At 37.2% G+C, this 19607-nt stretch carries 20 protein-coding genes and 1 other annotated feature; of the genes, 11 read left to right on the forward strand and 9 right to left on the reverse strand.

The window, feature by feature from the left end; all coding sequences use genetic code 11:
* Positions 1 to 43: 43 nt before the first annotated feature.
* Together CP367_RS05820 and CP367_RS05825 are read right to left on the reverse strand one after the other, a co-directional pair.
* Positions 44 to 2695, reverse strand: a complete 2652-nt coding sequence (locus CP367_RS05820) for a calcium-translocating P-type ATPase, PMCA-type (RefSeq protein ID WP_089146077.1) — start codon at positions 2693 to 2695, stop codon at positions 44 to 46.
* 179 nt (positions 2696 to 2874) lie between these two features.
* Positions 2875 to 3561: a DUF4145 domain-containing protein gene (locus CP367_RS05825; protein WP_057726746.1), complete on the reverse strand. Its 687-nt coding sequence runs from the start codon at positions 3559 to 3561 to the stop codon at positions 2875 to 2877.
* Positions 3562 to 3701: 140 nt separating this feature from the next.
* On the opposite strand from CP367_RS05825, the gene CP367_RS05830 reads away from it, so the two are divergent.
* On the forward strand, positions 3702 to 4973 hold the full coding sequence (locus CP367_RS05830) for a hypothetical protein (protein WP_089146076.1): 1272 nt from the start codon (positions 3702 to 3704) through the stop codon (positions 4971 to 4973).
* A gap of 142 nt (positions 4974 to 5115) precedes the next feature.
* On the opposite strand, the gene CP367_RS05835 is transcribed toward CP367_RS05830, so the two are convergent.
* A complete protein-coding gene (locus CP367_RS05835) occupies positions 5116 to 5766 on the reverse strand; it encodes a histidine phosphatase family protein (RefSeq protein WP_005718274.1) in 651 nt (216 codons plus the stop codon).
* 60 nt (positions 5767 to 5826) lie between these two features.
* On the reverse strand, positions 5827 to 6519 hold the full coding sequence (locus CP367_RS05840; protein WP_089146075.1) for a M57 family metalloprotease: 693 nt from the start codon (positions 6517 to 6519) through the stop codon (positions 5827 to 5829).
* A 152-nt stretch (positions 6520 to 6671) separates the two neighbouring features.
* Here CP367_RS05840 and helD point away from each other — a divergent pair, with 152 nt between their 5' ends.
* The 5 genes from helD (at position 6672) to CP367_RS05865 (ending at position 11963) form a co-directional block, all read left to right on the forward strand.
* Positions 6672 to 8978 carry an RNA polymerase recycling motor HelD gene (gene helD / locus CP367_RS05845; protein ID WP_013086836.1) on the forward strand — a complete coding sequence of 769 codons (2307 nt, stop codon included), beginning with the start codon at positions 6672 to 6674 and terminating at the stop codon, positions 8976 to 8978.
* A gap of 42 nt (positions 8979 to 9020) precedes the next feature.
* Positions 9021 to 9253 (forward strand) — a binding site (T-box leader).
* A gap of 158 nt (positions 9254 to 9411) precedes the next feature.
* Positions 9412 to 10059, forward strand: coding sequence for an amino acid ABC transporter permease (locus CP367_RS05850; RefSeq protein WP_089145335.1), 648 nt, complete (start codon positions 9412 to 9414; stop codon positions 10057 to 10059).
* A gap of 13 nt (positions 10060 to 10072) precedes the next feature.
* Positions 10073 to 10693: an amino acid ABC transporter ATP-binding protein gene (locus CP367_RS05855; protein WP_089146074.1), complete on the forward strand. Its 621-nt coding sequence runs from the start codon at positions 10073 to 10075 to the stop codon at positions 10691 to 10693.
* A 3-nt stretch (positions 10694 to 10696) separates the two neighbouring features.
* Positions 10697 to 11512: an amino acid ABC transporter substrate-binding protein gene (locus CP367_RS05860; protein WP_089146073.1), complete on the forward strand. Its 816-nt coding sequence runs from the start codon at positions 10697 to 10699 to the stop codon at positions 11510 to 11512.
* Between the two features lies 1 nt (position 11513).
* Positions 11514 to 11963 carry a GNAT family N-acetyltransferase gene (locus CP367_RS05865; RefSeq protein ID WP_089146072.1) on the forward strand — a complete coding sequence of 150 codons (450 nt, stop codon included), beginning with the start codon at positions 11514 to 11516 and terminating at the stop codon, positions 11961 to 11963.
* Here the strand turns inward: CP367_RS05865 and CP367_RS05870 are convergent.
* Entirely contained in the window at positions 11960 to 12517 is a 558-nt protein-coding gene (locus CP367_RS05870; protein ID WP_005725650.1) for an SGNH/GDSL hydrolase family protein, read from the reverse strand. The genes CP367_RS05865 and CP367_RS05870 overlap by 4 nt on opposite strands.
* A gap of 59 nt (positions 12518 to 12576) precedes the next feature.
* Between CP367_RS05870 and coaA the strand changes: the two genes are divergently transcribed.
* Both coaA and efp read left to right on the forward strand, forming a co-directional pair.
* Positions 12577 to 13491 carry a type I pantothenate kinase gene (gene coaA, locus CP367_RS05875; protein ID WP_013086830.1) on the forward strand — a complete coding sequence of 305 codons (915 nt, stop codon included), beginning with the start codon at positions 12577 to 12579 and terminating at the stop codon, positions 13489 to 13491.
* A gap of 117 nt (positions 13492 to 13608) precedes the next feature.
* The gene (efp, locus tag CP367_RS05880; protein ID WP_089146071.1) at positions 13609 to 14184 is read left to right on the forward strand and encodes an elongation factor P; all 576 of its coding nucleotides are present in this window, start codon (positions 13609 to 13611) and stop codon (positions 14182 to 14184) included.
* A 46-nt stretch (positions 14185 to 14230) separates the two neighbouring features.
* Here efp and CP367_RS05885 read toward each other — a convergent pair whose 3' ends face one another.
* Entirely contained in the window at positions 14231 to 14818 is a 588-nt protein-coding gene (locus CP367_RS05885) for a PepSY domain-containing protein (protein WP_089146070.1), read from the reverse strand.
* A gap of 126 nt (positions 14819 to 14944) precedes the next feature.
* On the reverse strand, positions 14945 to 15340 hold the full coding sequence (locus CP367_RS05890; RefSeq protein WP_089146069.1) for a DUF1304 domain-containing protein: 396 nt from the start codon (positions 15338 to 15340) through the stop codon (positions 14945 to 14947).
* 300 nt (positions 15341 to 15640) lie between these two features.
* On the opposite strand from CP367_RS05890, the gene CP367_RS05895 reads away from it, so the two are divergent.
* The 3 genes from CP367_RS05895 (at position 15641) to CP367_RS05905 (ending at position 18356) form a co-directional block, all read left to right on the forward strand.
* Entirely contained in the window at positions 15641 to 17287 is a 1647-nt protein-coding gene (locus tag CP367_RS05895; RefSeq protein ID WP_089146068.1) for a peptide ABC transporter substrate-binding protein, read from the forward strand.
* Positions 17288 to 17376: 89 nt separating this feature from the next.
* A complete protein-coding gene (locus CP367_RS05900) occupies positions 17377 to 17832 on the forward strand; it encodes a MarR family winged helix-turn-helix transcriptional regulator (protein WP_005723920.1) in 456 nt (151 codons plus the stop codon).
* Positions 17832 to 18356, forward strand: a complete 525-nt coding sequence (locus CP367_RS05905) for a GNAT family N-acetyltransferase (protein ID WP_089146067.1) — start codon at positions 17832 to 17834, stop codon at positions 18354 to 18356. The genes CP367_RS05900 and CP367_RS05905 overlap by 1 nt, the downstream gene beginning before the upstream one ends.
* 61 nt (positions 18357 to 18417) lie before the next feature.
* On the opposite strand, the gene CP367_RS05910 is transcribed toward CP367_RS05905, so the two are convergent.
* Positions 18418 to 19029, reverse strand: a complete 612-nt coding sequence (locus tag CP367_RS05910; RefSeq protein WP_089146066.1) for a PepSY domain-containing protein — start codon at positions 19027 to 19029, stop codon at positions 18418 to 18420.
* Between the two features lie 17 nt (positions 19030 to 19046).
* Positions 19047 to 19595, reverse strand: coding sequence for a PepSY domain-containing protein (locus CP367_RS05915; RefSeq protein ID WP_089146065.1), 549 nt, complete (start codon positions 19593 to 19595; stop codon positions 19047 to 19049).
* Positions 19596 to 19607: the final 12 nt, after the last annotated feature.

Here is a 19607-nt window from a genome sequence, read left to right on the forward strand (position 1 = left end):
AAAAGACGATAGCGTTGTAATGCTACCGTCTTTTTGTAACTAATTAATCTTCAATTAAATTATTGTCATTAATAAAAATATTTCTAAACTTTGCCCAACCTTTTACTAACTCAACTTGTGCAATTGAAAGTAAAGCTAGGGTAACTACGATTAACCATTGTCCAGCTGACAAACTGGTAATGTGAAATGCATCTTGCATTGCTGGGACAAAGAGAATAATACCCATGAAAAATGCAGAGATAATGAATGACACTGTTAACCATGGATTATTACCAGATGACCTTTTCCAGATGGGATCAGTATTTGAATGCTGGTTGAATGAACGAATCATTTGGGCCAATGCTAAAATACTGAAGGCCATGGTTTGTCCGACAACTTGATTGCCGGTTTCTTTACCAATGAAGTAACCAGTTAAAGTAAGCAGGGCAACAAATATTCCTTGGGTAATAACCCGAATAACTAGGTCTTTTTCGAATAAAGTACCAGCTTTAACTGGCTTGTGTTTCATAATGTTTTTACTTGCTGGGTCTACGCCAAGAGCAAGGGCAGGTAGAGTAGCTGTAGCTAAGTTAACCCACAAGATGTGTACTGCCAATAATGGCGCATCCCAGTTAAAAATAGTTGCCGCAAACAAAGTGGTAATTTCAGCAATGTTACCAACTAGCAAGAACTGAATTACTTTTTGGATGTTGCGGTAAACGCGGCGACCTTCCTTGATAGCGTGCGCAATTGTGGTAAAACTATCATCAAGCAAAATCATATCAGCCACGTCCTTAGCCACGTCTGTACCCGTTACACCCATAGCGACACCGATATCGGCAGCCTTTAAGGCAGGTGAATCGTTTACTCCGTCACCGGTCATAGCTGTTACCTCACCATTTCGCTTTAAGCTTTGAATGATGCGCAGTTTGTCAGCAGGAGAAACGCGAGCAAAAACGGTAGCCTTTTCAACAGCTTGATCTAATTCTGCATCAGACATTTGGTCTAATTCAGTTCCCGAGATTGCTAAGTCACCTGTCTGATAAATGTTTAACTTTTTCGCAATTGCCAAGGCAGTTACCTTGTGGTCACCGGTAATCATAATTGTGCGAATACCGGCTTCACGGCAGGTTTTAACTGATGCTGCAACTTCTTTTCGTGGTGGGTCAATCATGCCGACAATCCCGATAAAAGTCAAATTATTTTCCAAATCAGCATTTGCTTCAGGTAAGTTATCCACTATTTTGGTAGCAAAGCCTAGTACTCGTAAAGCGTCAGCTTGCATTTGGTGAGACAAGTGGGCAATTTGCTTTTTGTCTTGGGGTGTAATTTTACGCACGCCATTGTCAGTCATAATGTGTGTACATAACGGCAACATTTCGTCCGTTGCACCCTTAGTGAAGACCGTTAATTGACCGTCAATTTTGTGCAATGTTGTCATCCGTTTTCTGTCCGAATCAAAGGGTTGTTCGAACAAACGGGGGAATTCTTTCTTTAAGTTAGATTGGTTAAAGCCAAGCTTTTGGGCAAAAGGAATTAAGGCTACCTCAGTTGGATCACCAATCTCTTTTTCACCATTCAAGCTGGCATCGTTACAAAGAGCGCTAGCATAGGCCAAAGTTTGATTGGTTTTATTTGCTGCAAGCTGGTCAACTGCGTGACTTTGGCTGAAGTCATTCGTTGCTGCCTGTGTAACAGTCATTTTGTTTAAGGTTAAAGTACCAGTTTTGTCGGAACAGATGACAGTGGCGTTACCTAAGGTTTCGACTGCTGGCAACTTTTTGATCAAAGCGTTACGCTTAACCATGCGTTTAACGCCTAAGGCCATAACAATTGTCGCGGTTGCTGGCAGACCTTCTGGAATAATTGAAATTGCCAATGAGATAGCAACCAAGAATTGTGGTAAAAGTGGACGGCCGTAGAAAGCACCAATTGCAAAGACCAAACTACAAATAATTAAGCCGATAATCGTTAAGACCATGCCGGCTTTAGCTAATTTGCGTTTCAATGGTGTTTGTACTTCAGTTTGATCTTCTAACATGCCAGCAATGGCACCCATTTCTGTTTGCATCCCAATTGCTGTCACGACGCCTTGACCACGACCATAAGTCACAATTGAGGAAGAAAAAGCCATATTGATGCGGTCACCAAGAGCACAATCTGGATTTAAAACAGCAGCTGCGTCTTTTTCTACCGGTACTGATTCACCAGTAAGGGATGCTTCTTGAATTTTCAAGTTAGCTGTTTCAATTAAGCGCAAATCGGCTGGAACCATGTCCCCATCATGCAAGGTAACAATATCACCAACTACTAATTCCTTGGCCGGTATGATTAATTCTTTGCCATTACGAATTACATGAGCAGTTGGCGCAGATATGTCACGTAACGCAGCTAAAGAAGACTGTGCCTTTTTTTCCTGAACTACTCCAATAATGGTATTAAGAACCACGATTGTCGCGATAATAATGGCTTCGGTATATTCGCCAAACATAGCAGATAAGAGGGCAGCTACTAATAAGATACCGATCATTGGATCAAAAATCTGCTCTTTGACCATTTGGATTACTGTTTTAGGAGGTTTAGCTGCGAGCTCGTTTAAACCAGCTTGCTGGCGTATTCGAACTTCGTCTTCAGTTAAACCAGTTTCGGTTGTTTTTGTATTTGTTAATACCTCAGACTGTTCGACAGCCCAAGGTTTTTGCCTGTGATTATCCATAGCGGACTAACCACTCCTTTCGTAAAAAAATAATGGAAAACGACCTACTAGCATAAGCCGTTCCCCATTTGAGAAACTTGTTCAGTTTTCATTTGCGTATCGGCAGCGTCATAGGCGCTTCTCGGTATGTAAATTATATAATATATAGTTTATCGCATTGTGACATATTGTCAATATAACTAATCATGGTGAAAGAGTTCTTTAATTTTTCTTAACCAATTGTCTTTAGTAGAAGGAGTAGTTTTCGTTTGTGACGCAGAGTTAGTTTGCTCTATATGCTGTTTACTGGAAAAATGTTTAACATGTTTCGCCTTTTTTGGTGCAGATGCGGACTGTTTTTTCTTAGTATTTTGATGATCATGCAATTTCATTATTTTTGGTTGCTTATTTTGGCGCACATAATAATGGTCTTCATCAGTTTGTGCTTCCATCGCAATATCGGGACGCAAATAATATAGGTCTTGACCGTCATAGCTGTTAATTAAAAAGACAAGAATATCGTGTAAATCACAAATACAGTGCCAGGCTTGCTTTTGATCTGGTTCAATTTGGTTATCGTGGACAGCAGCGTTGCCCATGCGGCGTATTTCGTCAAATAAATCCATGATCGAAAGAGGGTAATCTAGTTCATTGCGTAAATAATGTGTATTATTACGCAAATTACGGTGTTCGCCATCATGAACTGTGTAATATGGACTGAGATTTTCTAACTTAAAAATTTTTTTGATTAGACTCTCTAATAGAAGACGTGAATTTGAAATAACGTCACGATAATCATCAATTGTGTATAATTTGTGGATTTTTTCAGCGGTAGGAAAGGCTTCCTTGAAGCTGCTATTTTTTACAAAATCAAAATTTACTTCCACTGTGCAATCCCCTCCAAAATAAAATAATGCTACTAAATATAATAAGAACTTCGTCTTGATTTGTGAACAAAAGATGTTTGCTTTTTTTGATCAACTTGTTAATCTAAGTTAAAAGGATTTGTGAAAAGGTGTTTTGATCAATGAAAAAACATAAGAAAATTTGGATATCGGGAGTTATTATCCTGTTAATTGGTATTGCATGGCTAATTGGCAATTTTTATTACACTAAAGAACGTCAAATTGACCGCATTGTAGCTAAAATGCAGGATCCTAAAACTGAGCTGGCTCAGTATGTCACGGCTTCAACGCCTGATATGGATGTGACAGATAAATCGCTGAAGCCGCTTCAAAATTACTTTAAAGAGCATCACAGTGCAGCTAAACGTTTAGCCTATAATTTGCGCCATAATCGCGATCATGGTGAAATCAGACTGATTCAAGATGGACGCAATTTTTTGCTTTTTCCAAAATATAAGTTATGGATACAAGTATATCGCCCACAGGTGAAGACCAATCACGCTAATTCAACTTTGACGGTTAACCAAAAGGATTATGGTGAAATGGAAGGTGGCAATCAGAATTACTATCAAGATTTAGGTATGGTCTTTCCTGGTCGCTATCATATATTAGTTAAATCTAAGGTTAATGGTCGCCATTTAGATGCTGATTCGATTGTTAACATTTGGTCAGATAAGACTGTTGATATGAAGATCAAAACGGCCACTTTCCAAGTGCGCAGCGTTCCTAATGGTACGATCTATATCAATGATCGTAAGGCGGGTAAATTGAACCAGCATGGTAGCTATACTTTCAAGGATTATCCGATTGCTAAGCGAATGGAAATCTATATTAAGAGTAAGGCAGATGGTCAAACTATTAAGTCCGAAAGGGTAACGGATTTGTCGCAATCGATTAGTTCAGAATTTTCTAATAGTGAGGATGACGTCACTGATTATGATGGTACTGCTGAATATCAAGGCAATGGCGAAAAAGATGTCTATCAGGATGCAGAAGGTGACTATATTGTTAACCCGATTTGGCCTGGCTTGATTAAGGTTGGGGATGCAGCAAAGCTATTGTACAACACCCTTAAGTCGCCAAATGCAGATGACTTTGAAAATGGAAAAGAAAATCCAGACTATAAGAAGATTGCTAAGCAACTAAAGGAATGGCATAAAAAGAAGAGTATCAAGAAATTAAGTGTAAAGATCAAGGTGCTCTCTGTTTTACCAGGTAAGCGTAATTATAGTCGGATTAACTATGAAGTAACCTTTATTAAAAAGTATAAAGATAAGAGTAAAAAGAAAGAACGATTGTCGTATCAAAACGCTGTTTTCCACCAAAAAGATGGCAAACAATTGATTCAGACTTTGGGCGACTGCAAGTTAATAAAAACTAAAACAAGTGACTAAAGATTAGTTAGAGTAAGACTTCCTACTGTTAAAAATAGTAGGAAGTTTTTTAATAACAGTGAAGCTATATAAGAATATTGTTTTGCAAAAATAATTAAACAAACAAAATAAGATTAGGCCCGATTCGCCTAATCTTATTTTGCTATAAATGCATTAAATTCCACTTAGGTATCTTAATTTCGCCTTTCTCACTCATTGTCATAATAGTGATTGAAGCATTCTTAGGACCTGGAACCAAAGGAATATGGTCACCATAACGATACCAGAGACTTCTAATAGTGAAGCCGTGAGTAACTAGCAGAATGTTTTCAGCGCCATCCAATTGACTGATTAATTTAAAACCATCATCAAGACGAGCCCAATATTCTTCAGCGTTTTCTGCTTGGTGATAAGGATCGGCTTCTTTAATCCAATCCTTAATAGTATCGATGCTCTCATGAGCAAACATTTCTTGCCGTGTTCCGTAGCCGTGACTGCCACCAATCATTCGCCAAGCCATTTCGGAATCCATTCCTTCGAAGTAGCCGTAGAATTGTTCTCTGAAAAATGGACTAGCGATGTGCTGCAATTCGTCTTTGTTGGCGTTATATTTCATGATGATCTCACAGGTATCACTTGCTCTCTTAAGATCACTAGACAATGCAATGTCAAAAGGTACTTCGCTTAAAGCTTTACCAGCTTCTTCAGCGCCTTCAATTCCTGGTGTAGTTAATGGTGTGTCACACCAACCTTGCATCTTATTGTAGCGATTGATATAAGTTTGACCGTGACGGACGATATAAATTCTTTTCATATTTTTCTCCTCGTAAAAAGCTCACACTTTATTGTAGAAAAAAGAGGTGAGCTTTTAAAGTTAATTATTTTCGTGGTAGATCTTTTTAACAGTTTTAATATCTTGCGGTTGAATCGTATAGATCGAACCGTTTGGGTACATGACTGAGACATTATTAGTGTGGTTTAAGCCAATTGCGTGGCCTAATTCGTGTTCAGCAGTATTAACGATTCGATTGTAACTGTAACCATACCATTCGTTTTGCAAATAGTAACGGTTCAAGTTGACCGTGGCCTTTAACAAATGTCCTGTAGCAGGGTTATAGGTAGTTGCTGTTTCTCCTGCGGCATTAGTGTCGCTATTATCGACTGTATTAATGACGATTTGAGCGTCCTTTTTATCATTTATTTGGTGAAAAGTAAAAGCACCGGTACGATTCCAAGCGTTCATTGCATTGACTGCAGCTGATCTTAGTTGAGCATTATTGCTAATATCGATATAAACCTTAGCTTCAGGATTTGACCATACACGATTGTCTGAAGAATCGTCATTTTCTGTTTTATCTGTGTCAGTTTTGATATTAGTAGTCTTTTTTTCGTTATTGGGAGAAATGGTCGTTTCGTTAGTTAGAAGTTCGTTAATTCGATAGCTAAGTGTAGCTAGGGAGTCTTGCGTTGCGATACGAATATTGGGATTGTTCTGATAAGTCCAAACGCCAAGAGCGATAAGAGCAAGCAAGAGAACATTTCTCAGTAATTTAAAAAATCTTTTCATGTATATATCACCCCAATATGTCAAGATTATAGTCTCTAAAGTTAAAGTTTTCATCAATTTTTATTTATATTTTTCTCACGAGCAGGAAAACTATTATGAAAGCGCTATTCATGGTAAAATAGTATGCGAATTTTTAAAGAAAAGGTGATTAGATGGCTACAGCCAAAACTGAAAAAAACGAAAAAGAACTTGAACAAAAGCACCTTGATAATATTATGGGTCAGATCAAGGACCGCGAAAAAACTTTAAAAAAATCTATCAAATCAGCTGAAGGCGAAGCAAGAGAGCTTAATTCACACTTTTTTGACGATGTTAAATTGGATTATGATGGTTATTCCACTTCAATGGAAACAGCACTGTCAATCCACCAGCAGCAACAATTATTGAGTGAACGTGAACATGCTTGGCAACATTCAGCTAAGCAGCTAGAGACTGTAGAGCGTTTAGAGAAGCGACCATATTTTGCTCGGGTTGATTTTAAAGAAAAAAATGAGGACCGAACAGAGACGATTTATATTGGTCTAGGTTCTTTTGCAGACAAGGACGATCACTTCTTGATCTATGACTGGCGGGCACCAATATCTTCAATTTATTATGATGGTAAATTGGGTAAAGTTTCTTATAATTCGCCTGAAGGTGAAATTACAGTTGATATGACTAAGAAACGCCAATTTATGATTGAAGATGGTAAGATTGTGAACATGTTTGACACTGATGAGTCAATCGGTGATCAAATGCTCTTGGAAGTTTTGTCAGAAAAATCATCAACGCAGATGAAGTCAATCGTAACGACGATTCAACGCGAACAAAATAAGATTATTCGAAACACCAAAGCAGATCTGCTTTTTGTCCAGGGTGCGGCAGGTTCTGGTAAAACCAGTGCGATTTTGCAGCGGATAGCCTTTTTGCTTTATCGTTATCGTGGCAACCTGACTTCAAGTGATGTAATCATGTTCAGTCCTAACCAGTTGTTTAATGACTATATTAAGAATGTTTTGCCTGAAATGGGCGAACAAAATATGGTTCAAATGACTTACTGGCAGTTTGTTGCGCGACGGTTGCCAGGTATGGAAGTTGAAAACTTATTCAGACAGTTTGAAGATCAAACCGCAGACAGCAATATTTCTAAGTTTAAGGATTCAGTTAATTTCTTTAACTTGTTGACTCGTTATGCAGAGCACTTGAATAAGCGCGGTGTTATTTTCAAGAATATTTATTTCCGTGATAAGAAGAAACCTTACTTTGATAAGGAAAAAATTAAGGAGATCTATTATTCTTTCAATGAAAATTACAAGTTGGCCAACCGAATTGATGCAACGCGTGAAGAATTGATCAAGATGTTGAATCGAAAGATTACGCCAGAAACTAAGAAGGCTTGGGTGGCACACGCTATTGAAGGAATGAGCCAATCTGAATTAAATGAGTTATATGATCGACCTGATCAAGAATTTGAGTCTGAGGCTAAGGAAGAGGCCTTTTTAGGTAGAAAAATTGTATTATCAGCCTTGAAGGGCGTGCATAAGCGTATTTTGCACAACCACTTTTTGAATATGCGAGCACAATACCTGAGCTTTTTGCGAGCTGTACCTAAGATGGTTGATCTATCTAAGTGGAATATTGATGAAAATGATTGGTTGGCTCATGTGGAAGAAGTTAAGAATAACTTTAAGCAGCACCATATTGCCATGAATGATGTTTCAGCTTACTTATATTTGTATGACATGATCACTGGTCGCAGGACTGACTTTGAGATGCGTTATGCCTTCATTGACGAAATTCAAGATTATACTCCATTTCAATTAGCTTACTTGAAGTATAATTTCCCACGGGCCAAGTTTACAATGTTGGGTGACTTGAATCAGGCTATTTTTACTAAGGATGAAAGTCGTAGTTTACTTAAGCAGATCTCTGGCTTATTTGATCCTGAAAAAACTGATGTGGTGCAATTAACGAAATCATATCGTTCAACTAAGGAATTGACCAATTTCACCAAGCAAATTTTGCGTCAAGGCGAAAAGATTGAAGCCTTTAACCGTAAAGGTCCTAAGCCTATAATTTGGGGCAGAAAAACCGATGATGAAGCAATTGATGTTTTAGTTAACGTTTTGCATAATAATGAACAAAATAAGCGTACGACAGCTGTTATTACCAAAGACTTAGCTGCAGCTAAATTTGTGCATGAAGAATTAGCTAAAAAAGGTGAAAACACGACCTTAATTGCGACTGCTAATCAGCGACTAGTTGATGGTACTCTAGTTGTGCCTTCTTACTTGGCTAAGGGACTAGAATTTGATGCGGTAGTCATGTGGGATGCCTCTAAAGCTGCTTACCATAAATTGGATGAAACTCAACTTGTTTATACTATTACCTCTCGTGCAATGTATAAGCTAGATATTATTTATACTGGAGAAAAGAGTCCATTGCTTGATGTTGATCCAGATACTTATGAAGAAAAATAATTGACAAAAGTTGCTAGATCATTTAACATTTATTCAACATTAAAAACAACTTAGAACAGAAATAGTAATACTAGTCAAAGTAATAGAGAGTCTTTGCTGGTGGAAATAAGATATTTGCTAGTATGAATCACATCTGTGAGTTGGTCTTCTGAACAAAAGTAGGAAAATCCGGGATAGCCCGTTATAGCTAAAGGTTGATTATTGAACTTATTGAGGCAGGTTGCGTGAGCAATTTGTAAACATGAGGTGGAACCGCGATTACATTCGCCCTCGTAGCCGTTTGGCTATGAGGGTTTTTCTTTTAAAATAATCAACCTAGTGAGGCATTTCTGCGTGAGCAGGTGCGAACATGAGGTGGAATCACGAGCAGTCGTCCTCTTAGGTTAATCCTAAGAGGGCTTTTTTATTAGGAAAGAAAAATGAAGGTGAGAGTATGTCATTAAAATATATTGCAGAAATTTTACCCGCTCTTTTGTCAGGAGCAGGCATGACGTTAAGTATTTTTTTCTGGACCTTAATTTTAGCAACGCCATTAGGAATTTTGGTCTCATTAGGTGAAAAAAGTAAGTTTAAACCATTACGCTGGTTGGTTAACTTTTATGTTTGGATTATGCGGGGCACGCCCTTATTATTGCAATTGATCTTTGTCTTTTATGGCTTACCAATTATTCATATCGTCTTTCCCCGCTATCAAGCAGCCTTGTTTGCTTTTATTTTGAATTATGCGGCTTATTTTGCGGAAATTTTTCGTGGCGGCTTCCAATCGATTGATGAAGGCCAGTTTGAAGCAGCGAAAGTTTTGCGCTTGAGCCGCTGGCAAACGATGACCAAGATCATTATTCCCCAGGTAATAAAAATTGTTTTGCCTTCAATTGGAAATGAAGTAATTAACTTAGTTAAGGATTCATCATTAGTTTATGTCATTGGCTTAGGTGATTTGCTTAGGGCCGGCAATGTAGCAATGGCTAGAGACGTAACACTGGTACCGTTAGTTTTAGTAGGTGTAATTTATCTACTGTTGATCGGTATTTGTGCTTTTGTTTTGAAAAAGCTGGAAAACCACTTTTCTTATTACAAGTAGTTGAGGTGAGAATATGTTAGAAGTGAAAAATTTGAGCAAAGAATTTAACGGTCACCAAATTTTGCGTGACATCTCCTTTACCTTGAAAGATGGAGAAATTATGACAATTGTAGGCCCATCTGGAGCGGGGAAAACCACCTTACTAAGAATTATTGCCGGTTTGGAAACAAAAGATGCCGGTGAAATTTTGATTGACGGTAAACCTTATGATTCAGGCAAGGTTGGCGTTGTTTTCCAAGATTATAATCTTTTTCCTAATTTGAACGTTTTACAAAATATCACTTTGGCACCTACTTTGGTATTAAAAAAGAGTAAAACTGAAGCAGAGCAGGATGCACGATTATTGTTAAAACGTCTACAAATGAGTGGGCGTGAACAGCAGTATCCTTATGAGTTATCAGGTGGGCAGAAACAGCGAGTAGCTATTGCTAGAGCCTTGGCTATGAAGCCGCGGATTCTTTGTTATGATGAGCCAACTAGCGCGTTAGATCCAAATTTACGTAAGGAAGTTGAGAAAATGATTTTAAGTTTAAAAAAATCTGGTTTAACTCAGCTGATTATCACCCACGACTTGAATTTTGCAGAGAATGTAGCGGATCAGATGCTCAAGGTTCAACCGTTAAGCGAGGATTAGACAATGAAAAAATGGATTTTAGGTATTGTCTTGGCCTTAACATTATGTTTAACTGGTTGCCAAAGCGTACAAAAAGAAGCTAATACTCAAGATACATGGAATAAGATTGCCAGCAAAAAACAAGTGGTAATTGGCTTAGACGATAGTTTTGTACCAATGGGCTTTGAAAAGAAAAACGGCCAATTGACGGGTTATGACATCGACTTAGCTAAGGCAGTCTTTAAACAATATGGCATTAAGGTTTCTTTTCAAACGATTGATTGGTCAATGAACGTTACAGAGCTGCGTAACGGTACGATAGACTTACTCTGGAATGGTTACAGCATTACGCCAGAACGACAGAAAAAAGTAGCTTTTAGCAAGCCATATTTACGTAATCGCCAGGTTATAGTTGTGAAAAAAGATAGTGGCATTAGTTCATTTAAACAAATGAAGAATTATGAATTAGGAATGCAAACTGGTTCAACAGCAGAGCAGTGGTATGAAACTAAACAAGACGTGCTGCATGCTAAGAAAACAGTTTTATATGATACGATTTCTAATTCGTTCTTGGATCTGAATGCAGGACGAATTCAAGGAATTCTGTTAGATGAAGTTTATGCCGACTATTATATTGCTCACATGGCTAAAAGTAGCGAATACAAGGTAATTCAGAATGATCGCGTGCCAATGGACTTGTTCGCTGTGGGGATGCGTAAGGGAGACAAAACTTTGCGTCAGAAGGTCAATCAAGGTTTAGCAAAATTGCAAAAAAATGGTCAATTGCGCAAGCTTAATGAAAAATGGTTTGGCAGAAACAATAGTTGGTTAGGCAAGTAATATGAAGATAGATAATTTTACTTTTAAAAAGATTGATGAAATGACAGGAAGAGAATTCTATTGCGTAGAAAGATTGCGCAACACGATTTTTGTGGCTGAACAGAAGATAACTCTACCAGATTTAGATGATGAGGACCTAATTGCTGTTCAGGTTTATTTACTCAATCAAAAACAGACGACTGCCTTAGCGACTTGTCGTCTGTTTCAAGAAGATGGTAAATGGATGCTAGGACGCGTTGCTGTGTCAAAAGAAGCGCGCGGACAACAGCTAGGATCGAAAATGATTACAGCTGTGCATAAATTTTTACGGCAAAATAAGATTGATGCAGTTTACTGTCACGCCCAAATGCGGGTAAAGCCTTTCTATGATAGCTTGGGCTATCAAGTTGTAGGCGAACCGTTTGATGAAGGCGGCGTAGAACATGTGATGATGAAGAGGGACTTGGCTTAGGCTAAGTCTTTTTTGATTACTGGCACGATTTGATTAACTAAAAACTCATTTCCTTGATCAGTTAAATGTTGCCCGTCGGCTTGATAATATGTCGATTTGTCTTTTAAGTTTCTCATTGCAGGTAAAATATCCACAAATTGTGCACCATGTGCCTTTGCGACTTTTTGGGCGATATTGTTAAAAAGATCGAGTCTTTCAGCACCATAATATTGAAAAATGTCACTTTCTGGATTGGGATTGCACAATCCCACAACAATGGCTTTGCCTACTGCACTAAGGATTTGAGCCAAGTTCTTTTCGTAGCTTTCTGGACTAATGCCCCAAGCTGTTGCGGCATCGTTATTGCCGTATTCAACAACAACTAGATCATGTTCTGGGGGAATTTGCTCCAAATAATCGACGCCTTCAACTGTGGTAGCACCGCTTTTAGAAATGTTTTCCACCTGTGCATAATTAATTAGTGCCTGTTGAAATAAATTAGTTACTAGGTTTGTATTTTGACCATTACGATATCCGTTAAAAATGGAATCGCCGAATAGGATTATTTTTTTCATATTTTTAGCGCTTTCTATTATAATAAGTTAGTGTTTTAGAAGGAATATGGATACGATATATGAGAAATTATACGAGTTTTAACAGAAATGAATGGGCTAAATTAGCTCCCTTAGATAAAGTCAATATTACCAAAGAAGAATTAGCTGATATCAAGTCTTTAGGAGACGTGATTGACCTAACCGACGTGCATGAGATCTATACCAGTTTGATCAGTTACTTACACTTAGTTTACCAACAAAAAAAGAATGCGCAAAAAGCACAAATCAAATTTTTGCATAAAAGTTTTTCACCAGCTCCGTTTATCATCGGTATTTCGGGTTCGGTTGCGGTTGGCAAATCAACCACTGCGCGTTTATTACAATTGTTGCTCAGTAGAACCTATCCAGAATTAAAGGTACACTTGATGACCACGGATGGTTTTATTTACCCTAATGAGGAATTAAAACGGCGCAATTTAATGCCCCGCAAAGGTTTTCCAGAAAGCTATGATATGGCTTTACTTAGCAACTTTTTGCGTGATGTCTTGAGTGGCAAAAGCGATATTGTTTATCCGTTGTATTCTCAAGAATTAAGCGATATAGTACCTGGAAAATATGGTCATGTAAAAAATCCTGATGTATTGATTATTGAAGGAATTAATACATTGCAATTGCCCGAGAGTGGACAAGTTGTGACTAGTGACTTTTTCGATTTTTCAATTTATATTGACGCTGAAGAAGATTTGATTGAAAAATGGTACATGCAACGCTTTAGAAAAGTACTTAAATTAAATAAAAATAAGCCAGATAATTTTTACTATAAAATGGCTAATGGACCGCTGGAAGATGCAATTCAATTGGCTGAAGAAACCTGGCAGATGGTTAATCTGGTCAACTTGCGTGAATATATTGCGCCAACCAAGGAACGTGCTAGCCTGATTTTACATAAGACTGACGGACATTTGATTGATCGGATATACCTGCGGCACATCTAATTTGGTATACTAGGTATTATGAATACGATTTATTTACTGTTGATAAAAAAATTTGCTTTGCCTCCAGCGTGTTTAAACTAGTCGAAAGGTAAGTTTAAATTAAAGGGAGAAGAAATAATGGTACAAGCAATTAATTTGAAAAAAGGTATGATTTTTAGCCAAGATGGCAAGTTGATTAAGGTATTGAAGGCTAACCACCATAAGCCTGGCAAGGGTAATACTGTGATGCAAATGGATTTGCGTGATGTAAAGAGTGGTGCAGTTGTTCACAAGACCATGCGTCCAACTGAAAAGGTAGACTTAGTTGAAGTAACTAAGAAAAAGGCTCAATACCTTTACGGCGAAGGTGATACTTATACTTTCATGGATACTGATACTTATGATCAATATGAAGTTTCAGCTGATCAATTGGGTGATGACGTTAAGTTCTTGATGCCTAACATTATGGTTGATATGGACTTTACAGATGATAACAAGATTATCGGTATTGAATTGCCATCAACTGTTGAAATGACCGTTAAGGAAACACAACCAGAGATTAAGGGTGCAACTGTAGCTGGTGGTGGTAAACCTGCTACTATGGAAACAGGCTTAGTGGTGCAAGTTCCTGATTTCATCAAGAATGGTGAAAAGCTGGTTATTGGTACTGAAAACGGTGATTACAAGTCACGTGCAGATAGTCAACCTAGATAAAAGATAAGAAAATAATCCTCAACTTGTGCATAAGTTGGGGATTATTTTAGATTACAGCCTTTGTTCTAGCATTAATTTTTACGGTATGTTTGTGTTCACCGTGGATCATTTTAACTTTCCAAATTGAGTGATTATTGTCATCAGTTAACTCCCATGAAATTGGTGTCCCTCCACTAAATTCTTTTAGGGCAATTTCATTAGCTTCTTGGCGTGAAATTGTCTTTTTTAGGTTCAAGGACGCATCTTTTTCGTAGTCATAGTCAAGCACCTGCGTAGATTGACCTAGGATTTTGTTATTAGTTGCGTCAACCTGAATAGTGCAGTCTTTACGGTCATCATAACCCACTATGTCATAAACATAGATATCTTTACTTAAACTAAGCGTGATCGATTTGACTACTGCATGTGTATATAATGATTTGAATTTCTGGACGGCGGAATCCTGTGAGAGATTAATCTGTGGCAAGTTATTGCTAGAATAGCTGATCGTTTCCGGCTTAGCTGCTAAATTAGTAGTTCGAATGGTAAAGTTACTTACTTTTGACGACTGATTATTTAGATAGATCGTTGTCCCAATTATTCCAATAAGTAACCCAGTAATAATGCTGCTGATAATGATAAAAAATTTTCTCATGAATTCCACCTCGTTATTATGTTCTATATGTTTACTGATATTATATATTACATAACCACAAAGTGACAGTTTATCACTAGGTGTTTTAAATTTTCTTATGGCTTTTGGTACAAAAATGCAATATTTTTAAACAAAAAGAAAAATTAATGCTAAAAGCGCGGGTAGCATTTGTACTAGGAAGATTTTTTTAGTTGCAGTGAATCCGCCATAAATTGCTACTATGACAATCAAACTTAGAATTAATTTCCATACGTTAAAAAGAATAGGGATAGGAAAAATAAAGAAAGCAACGATCAAAATTACACTCAACATCCCATTGTAGATACCTTGGTTAGCTAGTGAAACTTGAGCAGCTTCTTGTTTAACAAAATTGATATCCATGTCGAAAGCCTTAGCTTGTTGTTCAGGTTTACCAAACATTTCTAAGAAACAGATACCGATATGCTCAATAGCCACGATAAATGTTAGGATTGTTCCAATAAGTGTGAAAAGAGTGTAAGGACCATATTTTATAATTTCCATAAAAATTCCTCCAAATATTTTTCTATAATTATACAATAGATTTTTGTTGACAATCGTGATCGAATAAATTATGATTATTCTTATCAAAAGTAAGAAGGAGGATGAATCACATGTTTAAGCGTCAAATGCAATGTCAATACACTGAATGTTGTTGTACAAACAGCATTTGTTTGACATGCTCTGATGTGGTGATTCATCTTAAGACTATTACTGATTAACTAGTTAAAAAGTTGTGGTTCTTAATGGGATGTATTCCGTGTTGGAGTACATCCCATTTTTTTGTTTGAGAAAGGAAAATTTATGTCGAAACTAAAGGGAGTTTTAGCAGGAGTCGTTACTATTTCATTAGGAATGCTTCTTGCAGCATGTGGTAATGGCAATAGCAGTAGTAAGTCGGCAGCTCAAAGTGGCACTTTAAATTTAAGCACCACAGCTCCATTAGATACTATTGATATCAGTAAGTCTACCGGATTTGGTCAAACTGGCAATGTATTCGAAAGTTTTTATCGTCTTGGTAAAAATGGTAAGCCAACAGCCGGCTTAGCTAAAACTGGGACCGTATCTAAAGATGGTAAGACCTGGACGTTTAAGATACGTGATTCTAAGTGGTCCAATGGTGATCCGATTGTAGCGCAGGACTTTGTTTATTCTTGGAGAAGAAGCTTGAATCCTAAGACCGCTTCTCCGTATGCCTATCTTTTTAGTGGCGTGAAGAATGCTGACGCAATCATTGCAGGAAAGAAATCACCTAATGCATTAGGAATTTCTGCACCGGATAAAAAGACGGTAGTGGTTAAGTTAAATCGCCCGATCGCTTACTTTAGAGTATTGATGGCTTATCCACTATTTGGGCCGCAAAACGAAAAAGTTGTGAAAAAGTATGGCAATAGATATGCAACCGAAGCTCAATATCAAGTCTACTCAGGTCCTTTCAAGATTAAAGGATGGAACGGAACTAATGACACCTGGTCATTTGTTAAAAATAATGATTACTGGGATAAAAAAGCAGTTAAGTTGAACAAGATCCATTATCAAGTGGTTAAGTCCAACAATACTGGTTATCAGATGTATCAACAAGGTAAGCTGGATTTAACTCCGCTTTCAAGTGAGCAAGTTAAGAACTTAAAGAGTAATAATGACTTTACTCAATATCCATATTCGTTAGTGCGTTTCTTGCTTTATAATTTTAAGGATAAAAATGCAGTTAATAGAAAGGCCTTGAATAATAAAAATATTCGCTTGGCTTTATCATTATCAATTGATCGTGATATTGTGACTAAAAAGGTTTTAGGCAATGGCTCAACTCTGCCAACAGGTTTTGTGGCAAATGACTTAGCTTCAAATCCTAAAACAGGTATAGATTTTGCTAAAGAACAGTCTGTGAATAATACAGTTGATTATAATTCAGCCTTGGCTAAAAAGTATTGGAAGAAAGGTTTGCAGGAAATTGGTCAAAAGAATTTAACCTTTGATGTCTTATCTTCAAATGATGAGGCTGATAGTGATCAATTAACTCAATACTTGCAATCTCAATGGACCAAGGAATTGAAGGGACTTAAGATCAATATTACGAATATCCCTGAAAAGTCATCTGATTCACGCGCACAACAAGGCAATTTTGATATTTATCTATCACATTGGGGCGGCGACTTTAACGATCCAATGACCTTTATGCAAATTCCAATGACTGGCACTTCATATAATTATGGTAAGTGGTCTAATTCTACATACGATAATTTGGTTAAAAAAGCTGGTAATGAAGATGCAAACAATCCAGAAAAGCGGTGGAATGATTTAGTTAAGGCGGCTAAGATCGTAAACGGCAATCAGGCAATTACACCAATATATCAACAAACAACTGCATATTTACAAAATAAGCGTGTTCACGGCCTTATTCATAATACTGCTGGTACACAATGGTCATACAAGTATGCTTATGTAGATTAAAGGAGAAGGGAGCGATCCCTTTTTTCTTTTTAATCTTTATTGTTGCAATTACAACAAAATTTAATATAATAATTTCTAAGGTGAAAAAAATGAAAGAAGATATTTTACGTCAAATTGGCACAATTGCTCGGGCACTTGATTCGATTGCTAACATTGAATTTAAAGAAATGCAATTAAATCGGGGACAATATTTATATCTGGTGCGGATTAAGGAAAATCCAGGGATTATCTCGGATCATTTAGCTGGGATGCTTAATGTTGACCGGACAACGACAGCCCGCAGCATTAAAAAGCTAGAGCAAAATCAACTAATTAAGAAAGAAAACGATGCAGAGAATAAAAAGATTAAGCATCTGTTTGTGACTGATTTAGGTAAGCGACTAGCAATAAAAATTGAAAAAGAAAATACTTACTCAAATGAACTAGTTTTATCAGGATTAAGTTTAAAGCAAAGAGCGGAATTAACTGCTTTACTAAAGGTTGTAGAAGACAATGCCAGCGAAAACTGGCGCTTTGTTAAAAATGGTGGAAAGAGGGAATATTGATGGATTATACAATTAAGCCTATTACTACAAGTGATGTTGAAAAATTACAGAAAGTTTCACGTGAAACTTTTAAGGTGACTTTTGATCCTTACACTGCACCAAATGATATGGCACGCTTTTTGGAAGAAGATTATGAAACAGTAAAGTTAGTCAAAGAAATTGAAAATCCGAATAGTCGTTTTTACTTTTTAATGGTGCAGAATGAAATAGCAGGCTATTTGAAAATCAATGTTGGGGATGCACAGAAAGAACATTTGCGTGAGAATGCCTTAGAGGTGGAACGAATTTATTTGCGTTCTAGTTTTCAACATCGCGGCTTAGGAAATGTGTTGCTTGATTTTGCGGAAAAAACGGCGCGTGAAGAAGGTAAAGACTACATGTGGTTGGGCGTTTATGAAAAAAATGTACCAGCACAGCATTTTTATAAGCGGCATGGTTTTAGTAAAGTGAGTCAACACACTTTCCAAGTGGGGAGTGACCCACAAACTGATTGGCTGTTAGTGAAGAAATTGACCAGAAATTAAACATACGAAAAGGCACAACTTGAAGAATAATGTTGTGCCTTTTTCTATGTGTTCTTATTCGTTAATCATCGTGTTCAGTTGAAATAATCTCCCTAGTATGGGCGTTGATTTTAACGTATGTTTCTTGATGACCATTTTTAACTGTAACTTCCCAGTATGTTTTACCGGTATCTTCATCTTGTTCTAGTTTCCATTCCTCACTAGTACCTTTAACGTGTTCTTCTGCAATGCGGCTAGCGTCGTCACGGCTAATGGCACCTCTGAGGGCCAAGGCCTTTTGATTGCGATCATCATGATCTAATTTTTCTGAATGAACGTGACCAAGTTGGCCTGATTCTGCGTTAATGTTAACAGAATACTCATTGGATGAATCAAAACCTTCAATTTCATAATAGTATTGTTTACCTTCACGGCTTAATTCAATACTTTTGATTTTTTTATTATTGAATTGCTGATTAAATTTATCGATGGCCTCTTGTTGGCTTAATTTGATTTGAATATTATCTTTTCGAGATTGTTTGCTCACTGCTGACTCAGAATTGTGTGTAACTTTTGAGGAAGTAACGCTTTTTTGAGTAGTCGTCGCAGTGTCGTTTTGCTTAGAACAAGCTACTACTGTTGTTAATAAAGTTGCGCTTAGTAGTGCGACACTTGTAAGTTTAGTAAATTTCATTCTATGTCCTCTCGTAATTAATCACGGTCAACACTAATTACTTTTTTAGTAATTGCGTTAACCTTAACTTCACTTTTTTGACCATTCTTACTGATGGTTACTTCCCAGACATGCTTTGAACCTTCCCGGTCTAATGACCATTCAACTGCCTTTCCAGATACTCTTTTTTGAGCAATTTTAGTAGCAGTAGAGCGAGAAATTGTCTTGCTTAAGCTTAAAGCCTTTTTGCTGCGTTCATCGCGATCTAATTTTTCGGAATGCGATGAGATAGTCTTACCGGTTGAAGCATTGATTTTCATTTCATATTCCTTGCTTGAAGTGAAACCTTCAATGTCGTAAACGTAGCGACCGTTTTCTTTATCTAAACTGATCGATTCAATCTTGGCAGTCTTGAACTTAGCCTTAAATTTTTTAACAGCTGAATTTTGTGAAACCTTAATTTTGCTTGAAGCAGCTTGCACAATATTAGTTTCGTTAGCTAAATTCGCTGTAGCAATTGCGGCAGTTCCTAAGCCGAGTAATGCTGCACCGGTAATAGTAATTTTCTTTAAGTTAATAGTCTTCATAAAAAATTCTCC

The sequence above is a fragment of the Lactobacillus sp. UMNPBX16 genome (assembly GCF_002553775.1).
Taxonomy (GTDB): Bacteria; Bacillota; Bacilli; order Lactobacillales; family Lactobacillaceae; genus Lactobacillus; species Lactobacillus crispatus.

Excerpts from the sequence above, each read along its gene's own strand:
- efp (WP_089146071.1), top strand. The coding sequence starts at position 13,609 with ATGGTACAAGCAATTAATTTGAAAAAAGGTATGATTTTTAGCCAAGAT.
- CP367_RS05840 (WP_089146075.1), bottom strand. The coding sequence starts at position 6,519 with ATGAAAAGATTTTTTAAATTACTGAGAAATGTTCTCTTGCTTGCTCTT.
- CP367_RS05905 (WP_089146067.1), top strand. The coding sequence starts at position 17,832 with ATGGATTATACAATTAAGCCTATTACTACAAGTGATGTTGAAAAATTA.
- CP367_RS05865 (WP_089146072.1), top strand. The coding sequence starts at position 11,514 with ATGAAGATAGATAATTTTACTTTTAAAAAGATTGATGAAATGACAGGA.
- CP367_RS05900 (WP_005723920.1), top strand. The coding sequence starts at position 17,377 with ATGAAAGAAGATATTTTACGTCAAATTGGCACAATTGCTCGGGCACTT.
- CP367_RS05895 (WP_089146068.1), top strand. The coding sequence starts at position 15,641 with ATGTCGAAACTAAAGGGAGTTTTAGCAGGAGTCGTTACTATTTCATTA.
- CP367_RS05830 (WP_089146076.1), top strand. The coding sequence starts at position 3,702 with ATGAAAAAACATAAGAAAATTTGGATATCGGGAGTTATTATCCTGTTA.
- CP367_RS05915 (WP_089146065.1), bottom strand. The coding sequence starts at position 19,595 with ATGAAGACTATTAACTTAAAGAAAATTACTATTACCGGTGCAGCATTA.
- helD (WP_013086836.1), top strand. The coding sequence starts at position 6,672 with ATGGCTACAGCCAAAACTGAAAAAAACGAAAAAGAACTTGAACAAAAG.
- CP367_RS05860 (WP_089146073.1), top strand. The coding sequence starts at position 10,697 with ATGAAAAAATGGATTTTAGGTATTGTCTTGGCCTTAACATTATGTTTA.
- CP367_RS05820 (WP_089146077.1), bottom strand. The coding sequence starts at position 2,695 with ATGGATAATCACAGGCAAAAACCTTGGGCTGTCGAACAGTCTGAGGTA.
- CP367_RS05835 (WP_005718274.1), bottom strand. The coding sequence starts at position 5,766 with ATGAAAAGAATTTATATCGTCCGTCACGGTCAAACTTATATCAATCGC.
- CP367_RS05890 (WP_089146069.1), bottom strand. The coding sequence starts at position 15,340 with ATGGAAATTATAAAATATGGTCCTTACACTCTTTTCACACTTATTGGA.
- CP367_RS05885 (WP_089146070.1), bottom strand. The coding sequence starts at position 14,818 with ATGAGAAAATTTTTTATCATTATCAGCAGCATTATTACTGGGTTACTT.
- CP367_RS05855 (WP_089146074.1), top strand. The coding sequence starts at position 10,073 with ATGTTAGAAGTGAAAAATTTGAGCAAAGAATTTAACGGTCACCAAATT.
- CP367_RS05910 (WP_089146066.1), bottom strand. The coding sequence starts at position 19,029 with ATGAAATTTACTAAACTTACAAGTGTCGCACTACTAAGCGCAACTTTA.
- CP367_RS05850 (WP_089145335.1), top strand. The coding sequence starts at position 9,412 with ATGTCATTAAAATATATTGCAGAAATTTTACCCGCTCTTTTGTCAGGA.
- coaA (WP_013086830.1), top strand. The coding sequence starts at position 12,577 with ATGAGAAATTATACGAGTTTTAACAGAAATGAATGGGCTAAATTAGCT.
- CP367_RS05870 (WP_005725650.1), bottom strand. The coding sequence starts at position 12,517 with ATGAAAAAAATAATCCTATTCGGCGATTCCATTTTTAACGGATATCGT.